The 17,445-nt window shown below is 70.8% G+C and carries 15 protein-coding genes; 9 read left to right on the top strand and 6 right to left on the bottom strand.

From position 1 onward, the window contains the following. Positions 1–33: 33 nt before the first annotated feature. Positions 34–1,293 (bottom strand): MFS transporter, encoded by a 1,260-nt coding sequence (locus tag AB0472_RS10245; protein ID WP_366355086.1) that lies wholly within the window; start codon positions 1,291–1,293, stop codon positions 34–36. A gap of 436 nt (positions 1,294–1,729) precedes the next feature. Here AB0472_RS10245 and AB0472_RS10250 point away from each other — a divergent pair, with 436 nt between their 5' ends. Both AB0472_RS10250 and AB0472_RS10255 read left to right on the top strand, forming a co-directional pair. Continuing rightward, a complete protein-coding gene (locus AB0472_RS10250) occupies positions 1,730–1,876 on the top strand; it encodes a hypothetical protein (protein WP_366355087.1) in 147 nt (48 codons plus the stop codon). Between the two features lie 44 nt (positions 1,877–1,920). Further along, positions 1,921–2,844 carry a GNAT family N-acetyltransferase gene (locus AB0472_RS10255; RefSeq protein ID WP_366355089.1) on the top strand — a complete coding sequence of 308 codons (924 nt, stop codon included), beginning with the start codon at positions 1,921–1,923 and terminating at the stop codon, positions 2,842–2,844. A gap of 1,057 nt (positions 2,845–3,901) precedes the next feature. On the opposite strand, the gene AB0472_RS10260 is transcribed toward AB0472_RS10255, so the two are convergent. After that, positions 3,902–4,423, bottom strand: a complete 522-nt coding sequence (locus AB0472_RS10260; protein WP_366355091.1) for a hypothetical protein — start codon at positions 4,421–4,423, stop codon at positions 3,902–3,904. Between the two features lie 583 nt (positions 4,424–5,006). Between AB0472_RS10260 and AB0472_RS10265 the strand changes: the two genes are divergently transcribed. From AB0472_RS10265 to AB0472_RS10285, 5 genes are all read left to right on the top strand, one after another. Continuing rightward, the gene (locus AB0472_RS10265) at positions 5,007–6,095 is read left to right on the top strand and encodes a LacI family DNA-binding transcriptional regulator (RefSeq protein WP_366355092.1); all 1,089 of its coding nucleotides are present in this window, start codon (positions 5,007–5,009) and stop codon (positions 6,093–6,095) included. Between the two features lie 506 nt (positions 6,096–6,601). Then, complete coding sequence (locus tag AB0472_RS10270; protein WP_366355094.1) at positions 6,602–7,993, top strand: extracellular solute-binding protein; 1,392 nt, start codon at positions 6,602–6,604, stop codon at positions 7,991–7,993. Positions 7,994–7,995: 2 nt separating this feature from the next. Beyond that, positions 7,996–8,886, top strand: a complete 891-nt coding sequence (locus tag AB0472_RS10275; RefSeq protein ID WP_366355096.1) for a sugar ABC transporter permease — start codon at positions 7,996–7,998, stop codon at positions 8,884–8,886. Next, a complete protein-coding gene (locus AB0472_RS10280; RefSeq protein ID WP_366355097.1) occupies positions 8,883–9,818 on the top strand; it encodes a carbohydrate ABC transporter permease in 936 nt (311 codons plus the stop codon). The genes AB0472_RS10275 and AB0472_RS10280 overlap by 4 nt, the downstream gene beginning before the upstream one ends. A gap of 27 nt (positions 9,819–9,845) precedes the next feature. Further along, positions 9,846–12,008, top strand: a complete 2,163-nt coding sequence (locus AB0472_RS10285) for a beta-galactosidase (RefSeq protein ID WP_366355099.1) — start codon at positions 9,846–9,848, stop codon at positions 12,006–12,008. A gap of 889 nt (positions 12,009–12,897) precedes the next feature. Here AB0472_RS10285 and AB0472_RS10290 read toward each other — a convergent pair. Continuing rightward, positions 12,898–13,536: an HD domain-containing protein gene (locus AB0472_RS10290; RefSeq protein ID WP_366355101.1), complete on the bottom strand. Its 639-nt coding sequence runs from the start codon at positions 13,534–13,536 to the stop codon at positions 12,898–12,900. Positions 13,537–13,673: 137 nt separating this feature from the next. Between AB0472_RS10290 and AB0472_RS10295 the strand changes: the two genes are divergently transcribed. Together AB0472_RS10295 and AB0472_RS10300 are read left to right on the top strand one after the other, a co-directional pair. After that, a complete protein-coding gene (locus AB0472_RS10295) occupies positions 13,674–14,666 on the top strand; it encodes a DJ-1/PfpI family protein (protein ID WP_366355103.1) in 993 nt (330 codons plus the stop codon). Between the two features lie 220 nt (positions 14,667–14,886). Continuing rightward, complete coding sequence (locus tag AB0472_RS10300) at positions 14,887–15,336, top strand: hypothetical protein (RefSeq protein WP_366355105.1); 450 nt, start codon at positions 14,887–14,889, stop codon at positions 15,334–15,336. Positions 15,337–15,449: 113 nt separating this feature from the next. Here AB0472_RS10300 and AB0472_RS10305 read toward each other — a convergent pair whose 3' ends face one another. From AB0472_RS10305 to AB0472_RS10315, 3 genes are all read right to left on the bottom strand, one after another. Further along, a complete protein-coding gene (locus tag AB0472_RS10305; protein WP_366355107.1) occupies positions 15,450–16,007 on the bottom strand; it encodes a hypothetical protein in 558 nt (185 codons plus the stop codon). 120 nt (positions 16,008–16,127) lie between these two features. Beyond that, on the bottom strand, positions 16,128–16,568 hold the full coding sequence (locus AB0472_RS10310; protein ID WP_366355109.1) for a DUF1153 domain-containing protein: 441 nt from the start codon (positions 16,566–16,568) through the stop codon (positions 16,128–16,130). A 92-nt stretch (positions 16,569–16,660) separates the two neighbouring features. Beyond that, positions 16,661–17,257 carry a hypothetical protein gene (locus AB0472_RS10315; RefSeq protein WP_366355111.1) on the bottom strand — a complete coding sequence of 199 codons (597 nt, stop codon included), beginning with the start codon at positions 17,255–17,257 and terminating at the stop codon, positions 16,661–16,663. Between the last annotated feature and the right edge of the window lie 188 nt (positions 17,258–17,445).

A 17,445-nucleotide genomic window follows, 5' to 3' on the forward strand; every position in this document is an offset into this window, starting at 1 on the left:
GGAGGCGGCCGCCTTGCCCGGCGTCGAATGCCGTCAGGGCGACGGCAGAGTCCGCCGTGAGCACTCACTGGGCCGACCGGCCGTGTCGGTGTGCGGATCGCGTGCCGCGATGACGGTGAACAGGGTGGCGACGAGGGCGAAAGCGCCGTAGCCGAGCGCGATCTTCGGCAGCGAGAAGGTGTGGGACAGCTGGCCGGAGATCAGGCTGGGAATGGTCGCGCCGCTGTAGCTGAGGAGATACACCACGGCGAAGATCGGTGCCCGGTCCGTCAGGCTGCTGGCGTACAGCAGGCCGCGGGTGGTGCCGCTGATGGCAACGCCCTGACCGGCCCCGGCGACGACAGTTGCGGCGATGAACAAGGGAAGTGCACCGGTGGCGATCGCCGTGATGATGCCGGTCCAGCCGACCGCGAAGGCCGCCATGCCGATGCGTTGGGCTCCCGCCGGGGCGAATCGGCCGCTGAGGGGCGCACCCAGAGCACTGGGGGCCATGTAGGCGGCGAACACCAGGCCCAGGACGAGTGGACTGTGCGTGCGGAGCTGGTCTTCGACCAGCGCGGGCACGAAGGCTTGGTAGAACGCGCCGGTGGCCCAGGTGGACAAGAGGACTGCCGCCGTGACGGCGAGCAGATGCCTGACCCGGACCGGTACGCGGACAGTGGGCTTCAACGATCGCCACGCGCCGGGGACGGTGGCTACGGTGTCCGGGCTGACGGCGATGAGCACCATGGACAGCAGGAGCAGGCCGACGGAGACGAGGTAGACGAGGTCGCGGGGCCAGGGGCCGAACTGGACCAGGGCACCGGAGGCGACGGCGCCCAGGGCAAGGCCGAGCATGACTGTCTGGCTGGACGCGACGGAGGCCAGCCAGGCCGGTCTTGCGGGTGCGGTGTCGACGACGTACGCAGTGAGGCTGCTGCTGGCCAACCCGGCACCCAGGCCCATCAGGATCCGGCCGGCGATCAGGACGCCTATGTGGTGCACGTTCAACAGCACCAGGCAGCCCAGCACGAGCAGTCCGAGGCTGGCGAGGGCCGCGGGCCGACGGCCCACATGGTTGGACAGCCGTCCCAGTACCAGCAGCGTGCTGATGGTCGCGGCGGAGTAGGCGACGACCGTCATCGAGATGCCCGCGTTGGTGAACCCGTCCTGGGCCCGGTAGACGTTGAACAGGGGGATCGTCGAGCCCACCGCGGCAAACGCGGCCGCCAGGGAGAGCACCGCGGACGGGAACGCCAGCCCGAACGTTCTGCCCTGACGATCCCGACCGGGGACTGGGGCCACATCGTGCATCGAGCAGTGTCCTTCTCTCGTTCTGAATCAGGCAGCGCACCGGCTTCTGTCGTGGGCGGTGACAGTCGGCCCTGCGACTGCCGGCTCCTGGGAGCGCCCTCTCCGCATCACGGCTGCGGTGTGCCCCGTAGGTTCGCCTGGCCCTTCGATCATGCATGAACGGGACCGTTTAGTCCAGACTCGGGCGCGCATCCCGCCCTCGGCGAACACACCTCCAGCCCTGCGCTCGCCAGCACTTCCACGTCGGGTTCCGATCAGTGCCGCGACGGGAATGGGTAGGCAGCGATCGAACGCCTTCACGCGCCGGACCCCCCGTCACCGCTCGGCAGCGCTTCCACCTTGCGATACTGGACCATGACGTCCACTTTAGAGTTAGGGTGGAGGTAGTGACTCGATCGAGGGATGGCGACGCAGTTCGCCCGCAAGGCCGGCGCCCATGCCATCGGAACCGACACGCCGCCGGCCGGCGGCCCGGGAGGGACGGCTGTGCACGAACATCGGTCAGGTCGTCACCCTCGACGACACCGTTTCCGCTTTCGACCCGGCCGAGCGGGGCAACGGCGAGATCACCGTTCGCCCATGAAGCCATCGCACATGCCCGGACACAACCAGCGAAGGACCATCCGCATGACCAGCCCAACCGAGCCGAACCGCTCGACCGCCGGCGACGTCGAGAGGGCGGAACCAGGCCTCACCGGTCAGGATCCCGCCGTCGTCGACGATGCCGGCAGCGATCCACGTGCTCTCGCGTCCGACTTCGACGTCGTCAACGACGAGCAGACCGGTGCCTACGTGGCCAAGGCCGGTGACACGGAGGTGGCAGGGCTGACCTACCAGGCCGTCGGCGAGAACCGGCTCGTACTGCTGGCCACCTCCGTGTTCCCCGAGTTCCGCAACCGTGGGATCGCGACCAGGCTGATCCGACACGTCCTGGACGACGTGCGCGCGCAAGGAAAAACGGTCACCATCACGTGCCCGATCGTGCGCACCTTCATCGAGCGCAACCCGGCGTACGCCGACCTCATCGACCCCGAGCACCCGGGAGCGAGGAGGGCCACGCCGGTCATGGACCAGGCCTTCAGGCTTCCCCGGGGAGAAGGTGAAGCAGCGACGACGGGCGTCGAGGCCGAGGCAGCTGCCCTGGACGAGAACAACGCCACGCTCATCGCCGCAATGGACCAGGCAGGTCCCGACCAGGTGGGGTCGAGCTGGGAGCTTGATGTCATCAACGACATGGAGCGAAGCCGATGGTTCGCGGCCATCGGACCCGAGGCGATCGCGGAGCTCTCGTACCGGTTTGTCGGCGGCCGCGTCGTGTTGCTGACGACCTGGGTCGACCCCGCCTACCGCCACCACCGGGTCGCCACGGAGCTCATCGCCCGCGTGCTGGACGAGATCCGGCCGACCGGCAAGAAGATCACCGTCATCTGCCCGGTCGTGGGCGAGTTCATCGCCCGTAACCCGCACTACCGCGATCTCATCGACAAGGTCCATCCGGGTTCCGGCGCCTACCCGCAGCACAGGCGCGCAGCCGAGGCCGACGACCGGTAACGCCCCGCCGCGATCGAGAACGGCCTGACATGGCGGCCCGGCATCGTAGGTGGTTCGGCCTTCCGTCTCCGACGACTCCGACCCGCGCGAACCAAGAGGTGTCGTACCACGCACGACACCTCTTGGTCCTGGTGAGAGCGTCAGTGACGGCCACCGTGGGCGATGTGAAGTCCAAATCCGAGCATCCGCCGTAGCAGTTGCCGGCAGAAGACGACGGCGACGAAAGGATGAACGACGAGGCAGAAACGGCGAGGAGGGCCATGACCTGCATGGTTGTTGAGGGACGCATCCCAATCCAGTCCTCATGGTTTGCATGTTCGCTATTGATCGCAACGTAGCCGTCCCGGACGTCGCCGCTCACGTCGGCGAACGTGATCAGGTCACCCAGTCCCGCTTCGCCTGTTCCGTTGGTGATACGGCCCCACACGGCCCGTTGGGCTGTGCGGGTGTTCAGCCACGCGTCCACCGGGCCGTTGTCGTAGACGACCAGGTAGTCGGTCTTCCCGTCACCGTTGTAGTCGGCGAAGCGCACCTTGGCGGCCGACTGGCCCACGCCCGGCGCGACCTGCCCCAGTGCCGTCCCAGTTGGAGGATGCGGCAAGGGCCGACCGCGGCAGGGCGGCAAGTGGCAGGAGGACGACGACCGCGATGGTGAGAGCGATCGCCCGGAAGAGTCGCGTGCCTCATGCTCAGGACTTCGACGGGCCCTGGACCATGCGCCCGAGCACAACATGCGGGGAGCACGTTTGGAGCCGTGGACGCCGATCGCGGCAAGGGCCGGCCGTCAGATGACGGGTGTCCAGGTGGCACGGGCGCAGCCACGCACTCCCCCGGTCTGCAGACGGCCCGGTCTCGCACTCGGTTGTGTCCAAAGGCGCTACCAGGCCAGGCCGGTAGACTCCGACGCCATGATGGCGGCCACTTCCGTATCGCCCGTCCCGGTCGCCCCGGCCGGTCCGACCCGCAGGGCCAAGAGGTTCGTCGCGTCGGAAGGCATCCGTGTCGCCCGGCAGGACGTCGAGCGTCACCGCGACGCGCTGGTGTCCTGGGCGCTTGGTCAGCGACCCGTGGCGCGGCGCTGGGCGGGGCGTGAGGTGCGGCGTGGGCGGCGGGCCGGGCGCGCCTGACCCTCGGCGGGCTGGGCGGTGGGTGAGGAGAAGCCACCGGGGATGCCTGGCCGCGCCGGCAGCGGTACCTGGGCCACCGGCTCCCGTCCGTCCTGCCGCTGGTTCACCCGTGGGGACCGGGCGGCTCGGGCGAGGACGCGGGCGTGGGGGATCAGCGGAGCGCATGTCTCGCAGACCTCTGACAGCGTCCACACGCGTCCGACGACGGGATCGTGCTGCAGGACCAGCGCCACCCCGCCCGCGCAGTGGGCGGGCGTGTCCGGGTGGGCGGCGCACTGCGACGAGCCGCAGTGGCACCAGGCGTTGGCATGGACGGTGGCCACTCGCGCATGCGCGGCGGCGTGTTGAGCGGCGAACGCTCGAAGGCCGGCCAGGTCCTTGGAGCGGGGCGGCATCCGGCAGGCCGCGGTGGTGCAGGTGACCGTGGCCGTCCGGTCGGCATGTCCGGTCAAGCGGACCGTCCAGACGCGGCCGGGGACACGCTCGGCGGAAGGCTCACTGGCAGCAGTCGTCACAGATATCCGTTCCTGAAGGAATCGATGGCATGAACCAGTCCACTATGAGCTACCCACCACCGGTGCGGACACCACCCCCTACCCCGGAGTTTCCGGGCCTCTCCAGCGTCTGGGCCTGCCGTGCAGCACCACGCGGCCGACCGGGATCCGACCCCGGGGCGCTCCATGGTCCACTCCCCCGCCACTGACGCCGGGGGGCACAGCGGTGTCGGTGCCTTCACCGACGTCCTTGCCGACGACGTCTCTGCAGGAGTGGTGTTCGGAAGCGGATGATCCGGAGGCGGCGCCGCTTTCCTCTCCGCTCCGCTGCTCCGCGGGAACTTGACGCTCCCCGCGCCCACCACACACCGCAGCGCGCCCACACCCGCTCCCCCCTTGCGCACAGGAGCGGATCACAAAGATATTGCGCGAGGTCTTGACGCGCCCCGCCCCGTTGCGTAGATATGACTGCGCAGTCATGACAGCGCAGTCATACGCCGGACTGGCACTAGGATTCGACTGCCGACGATCGGGAGACACCATGACACCAGGGGCAGGGCGCGGCGCGGGGGCCGCACCGCGCAGCGTGGACGTGGCACGTCTGGCCGGCGTGTCGCAGAAGACGGTGTCCCGGGTCATGAACGACGAGCCCTACGTCTCCGCCGACGTGCGCCGTCGCGTCCTGGCGGCCGCCGACGAACTCGGCTACCGCTCGAACAACGCGGCCCGCGCCCTGGCCTCCGGCCGCACCAGGTCCATCGGCGTGGTGACGCTCGGCACCGCCCTGTACGGTCCGGCCTCGCTGCTCATGGGCGTCGAGCGTGCCGTACGGGACAACGGCTACGCCCTCCGTGTCGTCAACACCGTGGAAGGCGACACGGCGGGCATCGCCGGGGCCGTGGACTCGCTCCTCGACCAGGGCGTGGACGGCATCGTCATCTCCGAGCCCATCGAAGAGGAGGACGGTGCGGATCTCTCCGCCAAGGTCGACGTGCCGGTCCTGGTCCTCGGCGCACCTCCGCCCTTCGCCACCGCCCACGTGGTGACCGCCGGGATCGTCTCCGGCCAGATGGCACGGGCCGCCACCGAGCACCTGCTGGAGCTGGGCCACACCACCGTCCACCACCTGGCCGGCCCACAGCGCTGGTACTCGGCCCGGGACCGCCTCGACGGATGGCGCTCGGCGCTCACCGCGCACGGCCGGGCTCAGCCGCCGGTCGTCCAGGGCGACTGGTCGGCCGCCTCGGGCTACGCGGCCGGCCGGGAGCTGGCCGCCGACCCCGGCGTGACCGCGGTGTTCGCCGCCAACGACGACATGGCCATCGGCCTGATCCGCGCGCTGGCGGAAGCCGGGCGGCGGGTGCCGGAGGACGTCAGCGTGGTCGGCTTCGACGACATCCCGCTCGCCGCCTACGTGACCCCGCCGCTGACCACGGTGCGCCAGCCGTTCGACGCCATGGCGCAGGACGGGCTGAAACTCCTGGTGCACGCCATCGAGAGCCCGCAGGCCGACCCGCTGCCGATGACCGACCCACCGGTCGAACTCGTCGTCCGCTCCTCGGCGTCCGCGCCCCCGCGCCCCCGCAGGGCAGCGAGCGGCACCCGGCCCGCACGCTCCCCCCGCGCCTGACCGCACGCAGCCGCCCCGCACCTCCGCACCCGACACCGACCGTACGCACCCCCGCACCCCCGCACCCGACCGCGCACGGTCCCACCCACGAACGGAGAGCCGCCCACACCCCAGCAACCCACACCACGGCCACCCGCACCCCTCGACACCGCCACCGGCGCCCGAGCGCCGCCCCGGCGCACTCCAAGCCCGCGGCACCCGCGCCCACACCGCCACCGGCGCCGCCCCGCCTCCCCGGCAGCGTGCAGGACCGATCCCCGGGCCTCGAACAGGCCCCGCGACGGCCGCCGCCCCCTCTCGCACACCTACCGGCGTGACCCTCCTCAGCCCCCGTCCCCGGCACGCATGACGGGCGCGGGCCAGAGCCGGCGGGGAGGGCGCCTCCCCTGACAGGACCCGCCCTCCCTGCCTCGCCCGTCACGCCGCACCCATCGCCTCACCCACCCGAATCCAGCACGCCGTCGTCCGGTGTGCCGGTCTCTCACACCCTTCTGCAGGAGTTCACCATGTCCGGACCCTTCACCGGCCCCTCTCCGTCGCCTCTGACCCGTCGAGGCTTCCTCGCCGCCACCGGCGCGCTGTCCCTGGCCGCGACCCTCACCGCGTGCGGCGGCGACGGCGGCTCCACCGGCGGTTCCCCGGCCAAGCCGGTCAGCCGGGCCGACATCGACAAGGCCATGAAGACCCCCACCGAGCTGACGTTCTGGACCTGGGTCCCGAACATCGACAAGGAGGTCGCCCTCTTCGAGGAGAAGTACCCGGCCGTCAAGGTCAAGGTCGTCAACGCAGGTCAGGGCACGCCCCAGTACACCAAGCTGCGCACGGCGTTGAAGGCCGGCAGCGGTGCCCCGGACATGGTGCAGCTGGAGTTCCAGGCCATTCCGACGTTCACGGTCACCAACAGCCTGCTGGACCTGCGGCCTTACGGCGCCTCCGCGCTCAAGTCGCGCTTCGTGGACTGGACCTGGGGCCAGGTCAGCGGCAGCGGCGGCGAGGTGTGGGCGATCCCGCAGGACACCGGCCCGATGGGCATGCTGTACCGCAAGGACATCTTCGACAAGCACGGCATTCACGTCCCGACGACCTGGGACGAGTTCGCCGCCGCGGCGCGCAAGCTGCACAAGGCCGACCCGGACGTCTACCTCACCAACCTGGCGGCCAACCAGCCCGCCGCCTGGCACGGGCTGCTCTGGCAGGCGGGCGGCAAGCCGTACGTGACCTCGGGCAGGAGCGACATCACCGTCGGCGTCGACGACGCGGTCTCCAGGAAGCTCGGCGAGTACTGGGGCGCCCTCGCCAAGGGGGATGTGATCGGCGTCGAGCCGGACTTCACCGACGGCTGGTACGCCGCGCTCAACAAGGGCAAGTACGCCACCTGGCTCACCGGGGCCTGGGGCCCGGCCTTCCTCTCCGGCTCCGCCAAGGCCACCGCCGGCAAGTGGCGGGTGGCCCCGCTCCCGCAGTGGGACGCCGCCGAGCCCAGTGCAGGCAACTGGGGCGGCTCCACCACCGCGGTCATCCGTTCCACCAAGAACCCGGTCGCGGCAGCGGTGTTCGCGCAGTTCCTCAACAGCGACCCCGCCAGCGCCAGGATGTTCGCCACCGAGCAGTTCTTCTTCCCGGCCACCAAGGCGCTGCTCGCCGATCGCTCCTTCCTCGAGGAGGCGCCCGACTTCTACGGCGGCCAGAAGGTCAACCAGGTCTTCGCGGACATCAGCACCGAGGTCGACCCCTCCTTCCAGTGGCCGCCTTTCCTCGACCGGGTGGCCACGGACTGGACCGAGACCGTCGGCAAGTCCCTCGCCGACAAGTCCGACACCGTCCGCGCGCTCGGTTCCTGGCAGTCGCGCATCACGACCTTCGCCAAGAGCCAGGGCTTCACGGTCAAGGGAGGCTGACGATGGCCACCACCCCGCCTGCCCGCAGCGGTCACGGCACTGCGGGAGCCCTGTTCATCGCCCCGTTCATGGCGCTGTTCCTGCTGCTCTTCCTCGCCCCGCTCGGCTACGCCGCGTACCTGAGCCTCTTCCAGGAGCGGCTGATCGGCGGCTCGACCTTCGTCGGCCTGGACAACTACGTGACGGCCCTGGAGGACCCGCTTCTCCTCAAGGGCATCGGGCGCGTGGCGCTGTTCTTCGTCATCCAGGTCCCCGTGATGCTGCTGCTGGCCCTGGTGTTCGCGCTCGCGCTGGACAGCGGCATGCTGCGGCTCGCCCGGGTCATCCGGCTCGGCATCTTCGTGCCGTACGCCGTCCCCAGCGTGATCGCCGCCCTCATGTGGGGTTACCTGTACGGCCCGGACTTCGGCCCCTTCGCCCAGATCAGCCACGGCCTCCACCTGCCGGCCCCGCACCTCCTCAGCGACAGCTGGATGCTCGGCAGCCTCGCGAACATCGTGACCTGGGAGTTCGTCGGCTACAACATGATCATCCTGTACGCGGCCCTGCGCACCGTCCCCGCCGGGCTCTACGAGGCCGCTGCCATGGACGGCGCCGGGGCCTGGCGGATCGCCTGGTCCATCAAACTCCCCGCGCTCCGCCCGGCGTTGACCCTCACCCTGTTGTTCTCGGTGATCGGCAGCTTCCAGCTGTTCAACGAGCCGAACCTGCTGATGAAGGTCGCACCGGACGTCATCGACAGCTCCTACACCGCCAACCTGTACGCCTACTCCGTCGCCTTCATCAGCCAGCAGACCAACTACGCGGCCACGGTGTCCTTCATCCTCGGGCTGGTCATCGTGATCGTGTCGTACGCCTTCCTGCTCACGGCGAACCGCAGGAGGACCTCGTGAGCACCGTGACCCCCGCGGCCACCACCCCCGCGAAGTCGAGGCGGCCGCCCGCCGCGGCCGGGCTGCGACGCCGCCCGTCGGTCCACCGGCGCAGCACCCCGCTCACGATCGCGATGCTGGCCGTCCTGGCGTACTTCCTGCTGCCGCTGTGCTGGCTGTTCATCGCCTCCACCAAGAGCACCCAGGACCTCTTCAACAGCTTCGGCCTGTGGTTCTCCGACGCCCCGCAGCTGCTGTCGAACGTCAAGGCCACCTTCGGCCAGGACGACGGTGTCTTCGGCCGCTGGCTGCTCAACACCGTCCTGTACGCGGGGGTGAGCGCGGTCGGCGCCGCGCTGCTCGCGGCCGCGGCCGGCTACGGCTTCGCCAAGTACCGCTTCCGCGGCCACGGCGCCGCCTTCAACCTCGTCCTCGGCGCCATCATGATCCCGACCACCGCGCTGGCCATCCCCACCTACCTGCTGTTCGCCAAGGCCGGCCTGGTCAACACGCCCTGGGCCGTCATCCTGCCCTCCCTCATCAGCCCGTTCGGCCTCTACCTCATGCGGATCTACGCCGAGGACGCCGTCCCCGACAGCCTGGTCGAGGCCGCCCGCATGGACGGCGCCGGAGAGGCCCGGATCTTCTGCACCATCGCGCTGCGGCTGCTGGCACCCGGCCTGGTGACCGTCGTGCTGTTCACGCTCGTCGCCACCTGGAACAACTACTTCCTGCCGCTGATCATGCTCAACGACCCGAACCTGTACCCCATCACGGTCGGGCTCTCCTCGTGGGCCGCCCAGGCCCAGAACGGCGGCGCCGGAGCCAGCAGCGACATGCTCGCCCTCGTCGTGACCGGCTCCCTGATCTCGATCGTTCCGCTCGTCGCGGCCTTCCTCCTGCTCCAGCGGTACTGGCAGAGCGGGTTGGCCACCGGCGGCGTCAAGCAGTAACTCCCCCTACCCTACGGAGGTTTGTCCATGGCGGATCTGCCCGCTCGCGTGCTGTTCGGCGCTGCCTACTACCACGAGTACCAGCCCACGTACGGCCCGGACGTACGGCCCGACGAGCAGCTGAAGACCGACCTCGACCTGATGGCCGATGCCCGCTTCACCGTGATCCGGGTCGGCGAGTCGGTCTGGTCGACCTGGGAGCCCGAGAACGGCCGCTTCGAACTCGACTGGCTCCAGCCGGTGCTGGACGGCGCCCACGAGCGCGGCATCTCCGTCATCCTCGGCACCCCCACCTACGCAGTGCCGCCGTGGCTGGCCCGCCAGTACCCCGAGATCACCGGCGAGCGGCGCACCGGCGAGCGCATCGGCTGGGGCGCCCGCCAGGAGGCCGACTTCACCCACCCCGCCTTCCGCTTCCACGCCGAGCGGGTGATCCGCAGGGTCGTCGCCCGGTACGCCGGTCACCCGGCGGTCATCGGCTTCCAGGTCGACAACGAACCGGGGCTGGAGCTCTTCCACAACCACGGCGTCTTCCAGCGCTTCACCGACCACCTGCGCGCCAGGTACGGCGACGTCGAGACCCTCAACCGCGAGTGGGGCCTGGTCTACTGGTCCCACCGGCTGTCCACCTGGGCCGACCTGTGGACCCCGGACGGCAACGCGCAGCCTCAGTACGACGTCGCCTGGCGGGAGTTCCAGGCCCGCGAGTGCTCCGAGTTCATCGGCTGGCAGGCCGACCTCGTCCGCGAGTACGCCCGGCCCGGACAGTTCGTCACCACCTGCATCTCCTATACGCGCCCCGCCGTCGAGGACGACGAACTCACCGAGCGCCTCGACGTCGCCGCCGGCAACCCGTACTACGCCATGCAGGACGGTCTCCTGCTCCCCGACCCGACGCCCGACGACCACGAGCAGATGTGGATGTCGACCGGTCTGTGGGCGCTCTACCAGAGCGCCGACTGGATGTTCTCCTCACGACAGGAGCCCTTCCTGGTCACCGAGACCAACGCGTCCTCCATCGGCTTCCCGTGGGACAACCGCCCCGCCTACGACGGCCAGTGGCGCCAGGCCGCCTGGGCTCTCGTCGGCCGCGGGGCCCGCATGATCGAGTACTGGCAGTGGCAGACCCTGCGCTTCGGCGCGGAGACCTACTGGGGCGGAGTTCTGCCGCACAGCGGCCGGCCCGGCCGCACGTACCGTGAACTGGCAGCGCTGGGAGCGGAGTTCGAGGCCGCCGGTCCGCTCGTCGCCGGTCTCGAACCGGACGCCGACATCACGATCGTCTACTCCACCCCCAGCAAGTGGCTCATGCAGAAGTACCCGCCGCTCGCGGCCCCCGGCGGCGAACCGGACCCGGCCGCCTACCACCGCATCCTCGACCCCTTCTACCGCGGTGCCTTCGACGCCGGCCGCCAGGTCCGCATCGTGCACGCCCGCCGGCTGCACGACCCGCGCGGGAACCGGGCGGGCCTGACGCCCGATGAGGCCGTCCGCCGCCACCCCGTCCTCGTAGTCCCCGGCCTCTACCTCGCCGACGACAGCACGCTCGACTGGTTCGCCGCCTACGCCCACGCCGGCGGCCACCTGGTCCTCGGCCCCCGCACCGGCTACGCCGACCACGAGGCCCGGGCCCGGCAGGTGCCGGCCCCCGCCCGCCTCACCGGCGCCGCGGGAGTGTCGTACGACGAATTCAGCAACCTCCCCCACGCCCTCCCGGTCCGCGCCGTGCCCGGCAGTCCACTCCGGCTGCCGGACACCGCGACGGCGACCCACTGGGCCGACGGCCTGACGGTCGCCGACGCCGACGTCCTCGCCGTCTACGAGCACCCGCACTTCGGCCGCTGGCCCGCCGTCACCACCCGCGCCCATGGGGAGGGCCGCGTCACGTACGTCGGCACCGTGCCCGGCCGGGACCTCGCCCGCACCCTGGCCGAGTGGCTGACGCCTTCCCCGCGCAGCGGGTGGCGAGACCTCCCGCCCTCCGTCACGGCGACCACCGGGACGTCTCCCGACGGACGCCGCGTACACGTGATCCACAACTGGAGCTGGGAGCCGACGCGCGTGACGGCCCCGGTCCCCCTGTCCGATGTACTCGGCCCCGTCACCGTCCCCGCGGGCGCGGAGGCCGGCCTGGGCCCCTGGGACGTGCGGGTCTTCGTCACCACCGACGAGGAGACGCCGACGACTTGACGGAAGGCCCCGTACCCTGGACACATCAGCCAGCCTCACCACGGCTCCCGTCGGAAGGCCAGGTCAGCACCGGGAACTCACTGTTCGGCGACCGAACCTCGATGTGTCCCTGGCCGCAGGAACGCAGGTCGGGCCGGAGTCCGCGGGCCTGAGGCAGGCAGCGTGCGCCTCCCGTGCTCGAACCGCTCGAATTCCCGACAGGCGCGACTCCGCGATCTGGGGCATGACGACGTCACGCTGCCCATGGAGTGGTTTTCGGCATCGGCACCCACAACACGGGCGGATAAGCCATAGTTCGGGTCTCTGCGGTCCGGGGGACGGACCTGGCACAGGGGGCGGGGGCACGCCAATGGGGGCATCGGGTTCCAGAACCGGGGGTCGGCGCTGAGCGGCCGTAGTCGTTGCGCTGGTACTCGCCCTGCGGAATCGCCTGGAGGGTCGTACACCTGACCAGGACGAACACGGCCACAGGCGATGCCGGCAAGGCCCGCACCGAGGTGGACCCGGCCGTCGCGGAGAAGGAGCTGAAGGCGCGGGTGTCCCCGCTGACGCCTGTGGTCGTCCGTGCACCTGGCGGGTACGAAGCCGCGTGCTACGACGAGCACGGACACATCACGTTCCGGCGGCGCACGGCCTCCGGCTGACGTGGGGGACGGCCCGGGAAGCTACGACGAGCACGGGGTGAGCGTCCAGGGCTCGACACCGTCGGGGGCGACCGACGCGGTCTTCATCGCCTTATTCTCCGGATATCGTGTCGCGGTCGCTGTCCGGGACGCGTCTGTCCAGGTAGGGGCAGCTCACGGTGCCGGGCGACGCCGACGGCACGGCGCCGGCAGCGGGCACGGCGCCGGTGAGGCTCGGCCCCTCCCCCGCCCCCTGCCTGCGGTGATCAGCTCGGCCAGGGAGCGCCCTGGACGCGCTCGACCGTGGTCGTGCGCCGGAAGCCGGGAACGAAGTGCTCCAGCACATCCGAATTCACGGTTCCGTTCGTGGTCTCCGGGCGGTGCTTGAGTCCCTCGACGAAGGCCTGCAGGAACTCGTTCTTGAAGTCGCCCCGCGGATGGACGGCGGTGATCTCCTCCACCCGGCCGCGGTCCAGCTCGTCCAGGCCCAGGCCGAGCACGTCGGTCAGCACCCCGACATTCGTGACGGCGATCTCCGGACCCATCCGCCCCGGAATTCCCGGGGTCGTGTGCAACGCGATCGCCGTCCACACGACGTCGGCGGCCGCGGCCGGGAAACCGCGGTCGGTCATGAACCGGCGTGCGTGGTCGGCTCCATCGACCTCGAAGCGCTGTTCAGCGTCGGAAAAGGGGGTCAGGAGGCCGGTGTCGTGAAACATGGCGGACAGGTAGAGAAGTTCCGGGTCGGGCTCCAGACCGAGCTTCTGAGCGTGAATTGCACCGAAGACGAAAACGCGCCGGGAGTGGTGATAGAGGAGCGGGGTCGTCATCTCCTGCATGAGACGGGTGGCCTCGGTGGCCGCCGCCGTTTCGGGAATCCGTACCCCCGCGATGATCTCGCTCATGATCTCTGCTCTTTCCTATATCAGTGTGTTACGAATGGACGGTGCGTCCGTCTTCCACACTGCCGACCACCCGGCGTCCGTCGCTCCCTCGGTCCGGCCATGAGTCACCCGAATCCGGACAGGCGGGCACGGCGACCGTGGGCTCCGGCCCGCATCGGGTCGCGATCCTCGTCTACGACGGGGTCAAACTCCTGGACGTCGTCGGCCCCGCGGAGGTGTTCGGGGAAGCGAACCGGCTCGGCGCCGACTACGAGATCGTTCTGGTGTCACCAAACGGCGCCGATGTCGCCTCGTCCATCGGGATCCGGATCGCGGTCGACGCCGCCCCCACGGAGCCCGTTCCCCACACGTTCCTGGTGGCCGGTGCGGACCTCTACCCGCGCACGCCTGTCCCCCGTGCTCTGACCGAGGCCACGCGAACGCTGGCGGGCCGTGCCGGCCGGGTCGCGTCGGTCTGCACCGGAGCGTTCATCCTCGGCGCCGCGGGCCTCCTGGACGGCAAGCGCGCGACCACGCACTGGAAGGTCGCCGACGAGCTCGCCGCCCGCTGCCGGGCCAGCCGCGTCGAACCCGACGCGATCTACGTCCGCGACGGCGCCACCTACACCTCTGCGGGCGTGAGCGCCGGCATCGACCTGGCGCTGGCACTTGTCGAGGAGGACCACGGCCCTGATCTCACCCGCGACGTCGCCCGCGCCCTGGTCGTCCATGTGCAGCGTTCGGGAGGCCAGTCGCAGTTCTCCGCATCACTGAGAGGATCGCCGCCCCGGTCTCCTGCCGTCCGCAGAATCACCGACCTGATCACGGCGAATCCGGCGGGAAAGCATTCGCTCACCGAACTCGCCGGCCACCTCCATGTGAGCCCTCGGCATCTCACGCGGCTCTTCCGTGACGAGCTGTCCACCACTCCGGCCCGGTACGTGGAGATGATCCGGTTCGACATGGCGAAAGCGCTGCTCGACCAAGGTCACACCGCCACGCAGACGGCGTCTCTCGCCGGATTCCCGAACTACGAGAGTATGCGGAGGGTTTTCACGCGGAAATTGTCTCTCAGCCCCGCTGCTTATCAGCGCCGCTTCAGCACAGCGCGCCGGGCGAACGCGGAGGAGCAGGAGGCGGAGGACCAGTAGGCGGAGGACCAGGAGAGCGCGACGGCTTCGATGCCTGCGTCACGCCGGGGTGGGCACCGTACGGGCATGAGTGGTGCCCGTGGCACATACGGGGTGAACAGGCACCGGCGTTCACGCGTACCCCTTGTCGTACGCCTGCCCGCCGGCCGTGGGCAGGACCACCCGGAAACGGAGACGCCACGTGCCACAGCAGCCACGAGTCCAGCACACCGGTCGCCTGATGCGCGGCGCAACCCTGGCCGCGACCTTGGCGTTCGTGCCGCTGACCGCGGCCTGCAGTGGCGGTGACGACGACGCGGACACGAAGCGCAGACAGTCGAAGGTCTCCGTGTCGGACGCCCCCGCAAGCGGGGTCGTGGCCCCGGCCAAGGTCGAGGTGATCGCCGGCCTGATCGACTGCAAGCCCAAGATCCGCATCAACGCCACGGAGCTGCGGCAGGGCCTGTGCCACACCAAGAAGGTCGACTACCTCATCACCACGTTCCCCACCGACGAACTCAAGGAGACCTGGCTGGACTCCGCCTCCGGGTACGGCGGCAAGTACCTGGTCGGCACCCGCTGGATCGTCAGCGCCCAGCCGCAGATGCTGGACGGGTTCCGCGACAAGCTCGGCGGCACGATCCGGGAACTGCGCGGGTTCGGCCCGGCGGTGGAGCCCAGCGCGTCGTAGCGCGAGGCCGCCCGCAGATCGGGAAGGCTCGCTGTCCGCGTGCCGACCCGGGTTCGGCCGACGGGGCACGGGGGGATGTTCCGGGGTTCCGGGCATCGGTGGCTGACGGTCCGTCATCCGGTGCCACCGGTGCCGCCCGTGCCGCCGCGGCCGCCGCTCGTGCAGCCGAGCCCCAGGCAGATCCCGCCGGTACCACCGGTGCCGCCGCGGCCGCCGTCGCCGGTGCCCACGGCCGCTCCGCCGGTGCCGCCCGTGCCGCCGTCGGCGCTGCCGCCGCAGATCCCTGCGCAGATCCCGCCCGCGCCGCCGGTGCCGCCCTCGCGTCCGGGTACGCCTGCCGTACCCGTGCCGCCGTTGGCGCTGCCGTTGCACAGTCCGGCGCAGATCCCGCCCCGGCCGCCGTTGCTCCCGTTGACGGTGGCGTTGCAGTTCCCCGCGCAGACCCGGTCGCCGATCCGGACGCTGCCGTCGCCCGCGCTGACCGTGCCGAACCGGATGTGGCCGCTGCCCGGCGCGGGGCTGTCGCCGGGAAGCTGCCGAGCTGCCGCGACGGCCGGCCGGCTCTGCGGTGCCGCCGTTGCGGCGGGCGCCAGGGCGCCGACCGCGACACCGGCGGCCAGGGCGGCCGAGGCCGTGAGTCCGAGGCGGGTCTTCCAAGAACGCGTACGCATGGCATTTCTCGTTTCTGGATTTCCGAATGTGCGGGGACCTGTTTTCCGTACGGCTGCTTCCGCCATGGAAGGGACAGGAACGCCCCGGCCCGTGCCGGGCCGGGGCGCCGGGGATTTTCCTCAGGTGCCGAAGATCGAGTCCAGGCCCAGCAGCGCGGCCCAGTCGCCGCTCCGGAGCTGCCTGTCCCAGGTGTCGAACTCCTTATCGGAGATCTTGTATTTCCTGACGACGTCGGCCTTCTTCCTCTGCCCGTACTCCACGGCCAGGACGATCCGTGCCCTGTCCAGGCCCGTGAGATCCGCCTTCGGTTTGTCGGGCAGGTCGCCGAGCGTGAGGCAGCCGGGGTGGCCGGGCTTGCCGGGCTCTCCCGGCCGGCCGGGCGCACCGCCCTTGCCGCCTTCCCCGCCCTGGCCGCAGTGGGACGACGGGGTGGCCGGGGCCGCCCGGCCGGTACCCGGGGTGATGCCCGGCGCGGCCTGGGCGGCGCACGCGGTACCGGCGGCGAGGGCCACCGATGCCACCGCCAGGACGAACGGACGCTGCCAGCGATTTCTGGACATGAGGATTCTCCGTATTCCTTGGTCACGGTTGGGGCCGGTGGTGGGTAGGGGCGGCGACCCGGCTGGCCCGCGCCCCCACCCGGGCGGTGCGGTCAGAAGAGGCTGCCGCCGCCGGCGCCACCGGCACCACCCAGGCCGCCGAAGAGGACACCGAGCCCGCCCGCGCCGCCCTTGCCGCCGGAGCCGCCCTGGAAGATCCCGAAGCCGCCGTTGCCGCCCCGGCCTCCGTTGCCACCCTCGAGGACGCCGTCGCCGCCGGAGCCGCCGGAGCCCGCGCTGCCGCCGAACAGGCCGGTGCCGCCGTCACCGCCCACGCCTCCGTTGCCGCCCACGACGCCGTCGCCGCCCCCACCGCCGCCACCTCCACCGCCGCCGGACAGGATGCCGTTGCCTCCGTTGCCGCCCCTGCCGCCGGCACCGCCGACGCCCAGGACGCTGCCGCCACCCGAGCCGCCGGAGCCACCGCCGCCGCCGACGAGCCCGCCGCCGCCCGCACCTCCGTCGCCGCCGGCGCCGCCGCCGTGGACGAAGCTCGCGACAGTCGCGGTCGGCATCGGTGCGGCCATCGCGGCGGACGCCGGCAGCACGACGCTCCCGGTGATCACCGCGGCCGAGGCCACGAGCGCCGCGAGACCGAAGCGCCGACGCCCGGAACGGGTTTTGCCGCTGGTGCGAAAAATACGGTTCATGGATTCTCTCCTGCCGATACGCGGGGTTTTCCCTCTGCCCCTGAATTTCCGGTGCGGATTTCCGTCCCACCGTGCTGCCTCGTATGTGTTCCGGATTTCTTTTCCGGTGAGGCCCGCACTTCAAGTAGGCCCCGCGGACGGCGCACGGTCATGTTCCGAGGGATCGTGACTTGACCCGGCGGGATGAA

It is taken from the genome of Streptomyces sp. NPDC086777, assembly GCF_040702065.1.
Classification (GTDB): domain Bacteria; phylum Actinomycetota; class Actinomycetes; order Streptomycetales; family Streptomycetaceae; genus Streptomyces.

What these genes read in the sequence shown, in the direction of transcription:
- AB0472_RS10245 (WP_366355086.1), bottom strand. Translation starts at nt 1,293, where the DNA reads ATGCACGATGTGGCCCCAGTCCCCGGTCGGGATCGTCAGGGCAGAACG.
- AB0472_RS10250 (WP_366355087.1), top strand. Translation starts at nt 1,730, where the DNA reads ATGCCATCGGAACCGACACGCCGCCGGCCGGCGGCCCGGGAGGGACGG.
- AB0472_RS10255 (WP_366355089.1), top strand. Translation starts at nt 1,921, where the DNA reads ATGACCAGCCCAACCGAGCCGAACCGCTCGACCGCCGGCGACGTCGAG.
- AB0472_RS10265 (WP_366355092.1), top strand. Translation starts at nt 5,007, where the DNA reads ATGACACCAGGGGCAGGGCGCGGCGCGGGGGCCGCACCGCGCAGCGTG.
- AB0472_RS10270 (WP_366355094.1), top strand. Translation starts at nt 6,602, where the DNA reads ATGTCCGGACCCTTCACCGGCCCCTCTCCGTCGCCTCTGACCCGTCGA.
- AB0472_RS10275 (WP_366355096.1), top strand. Translation starts at nt 7,996, where the DNA reads ATGGCCACCACCCCGCCTGCCCGCAGCGGTCACGGCACTGCGGGAGCC.
- AB0472_RS10285 (WP_366355099.1), top strand. Translation starts at nt 9,846, where the DNA reads ATGGCGGATCTGCCCGCTCGCGTGCTGTTCGGCGCTGCCTACTACCAC.
- AB0472_RS10290 (WP_366355101.1), bottom strand. Translation starts at nt 13,536, where the DNA reads ATGAGCGAGATCATCGCGGGGGTACGGATTCCCGAAACGGCGGCGGCC.
- AB0472_RS10300 (WP_366355105.1), top strand. Translation starts at nt 14,887, where the DNA reads ATGCGCGGCGCAACCCTGGCCGCGACCTTGGCGTTCGTGCCGCTGACC.
- AB0472_RS10305 (WP_366355107.1), bottom strand. Translation starts at nt 16,007, where the DNA reads ATGCGTACGCGTTCTTGGAAGACCCGCCTCGGACTCACGGCCTCGGCC.
- AB0472_RS10310 (WP_366355109.1), bottom strand. Translation starts at nt 16,568, where the DNA reads ATGTCCAGAAATCGCTGGCAGCGTCCGTTCGTCCTGGCGGTGGCATCG.
- AB0472_RS10315 (WP_366355111.1), bottom strand. Translation starts at nt 17,257, where the DNA reads ATGAACCGTATTTTTCGCACCAGCGGCAAAACCCGTTCCGGGCGTCGG.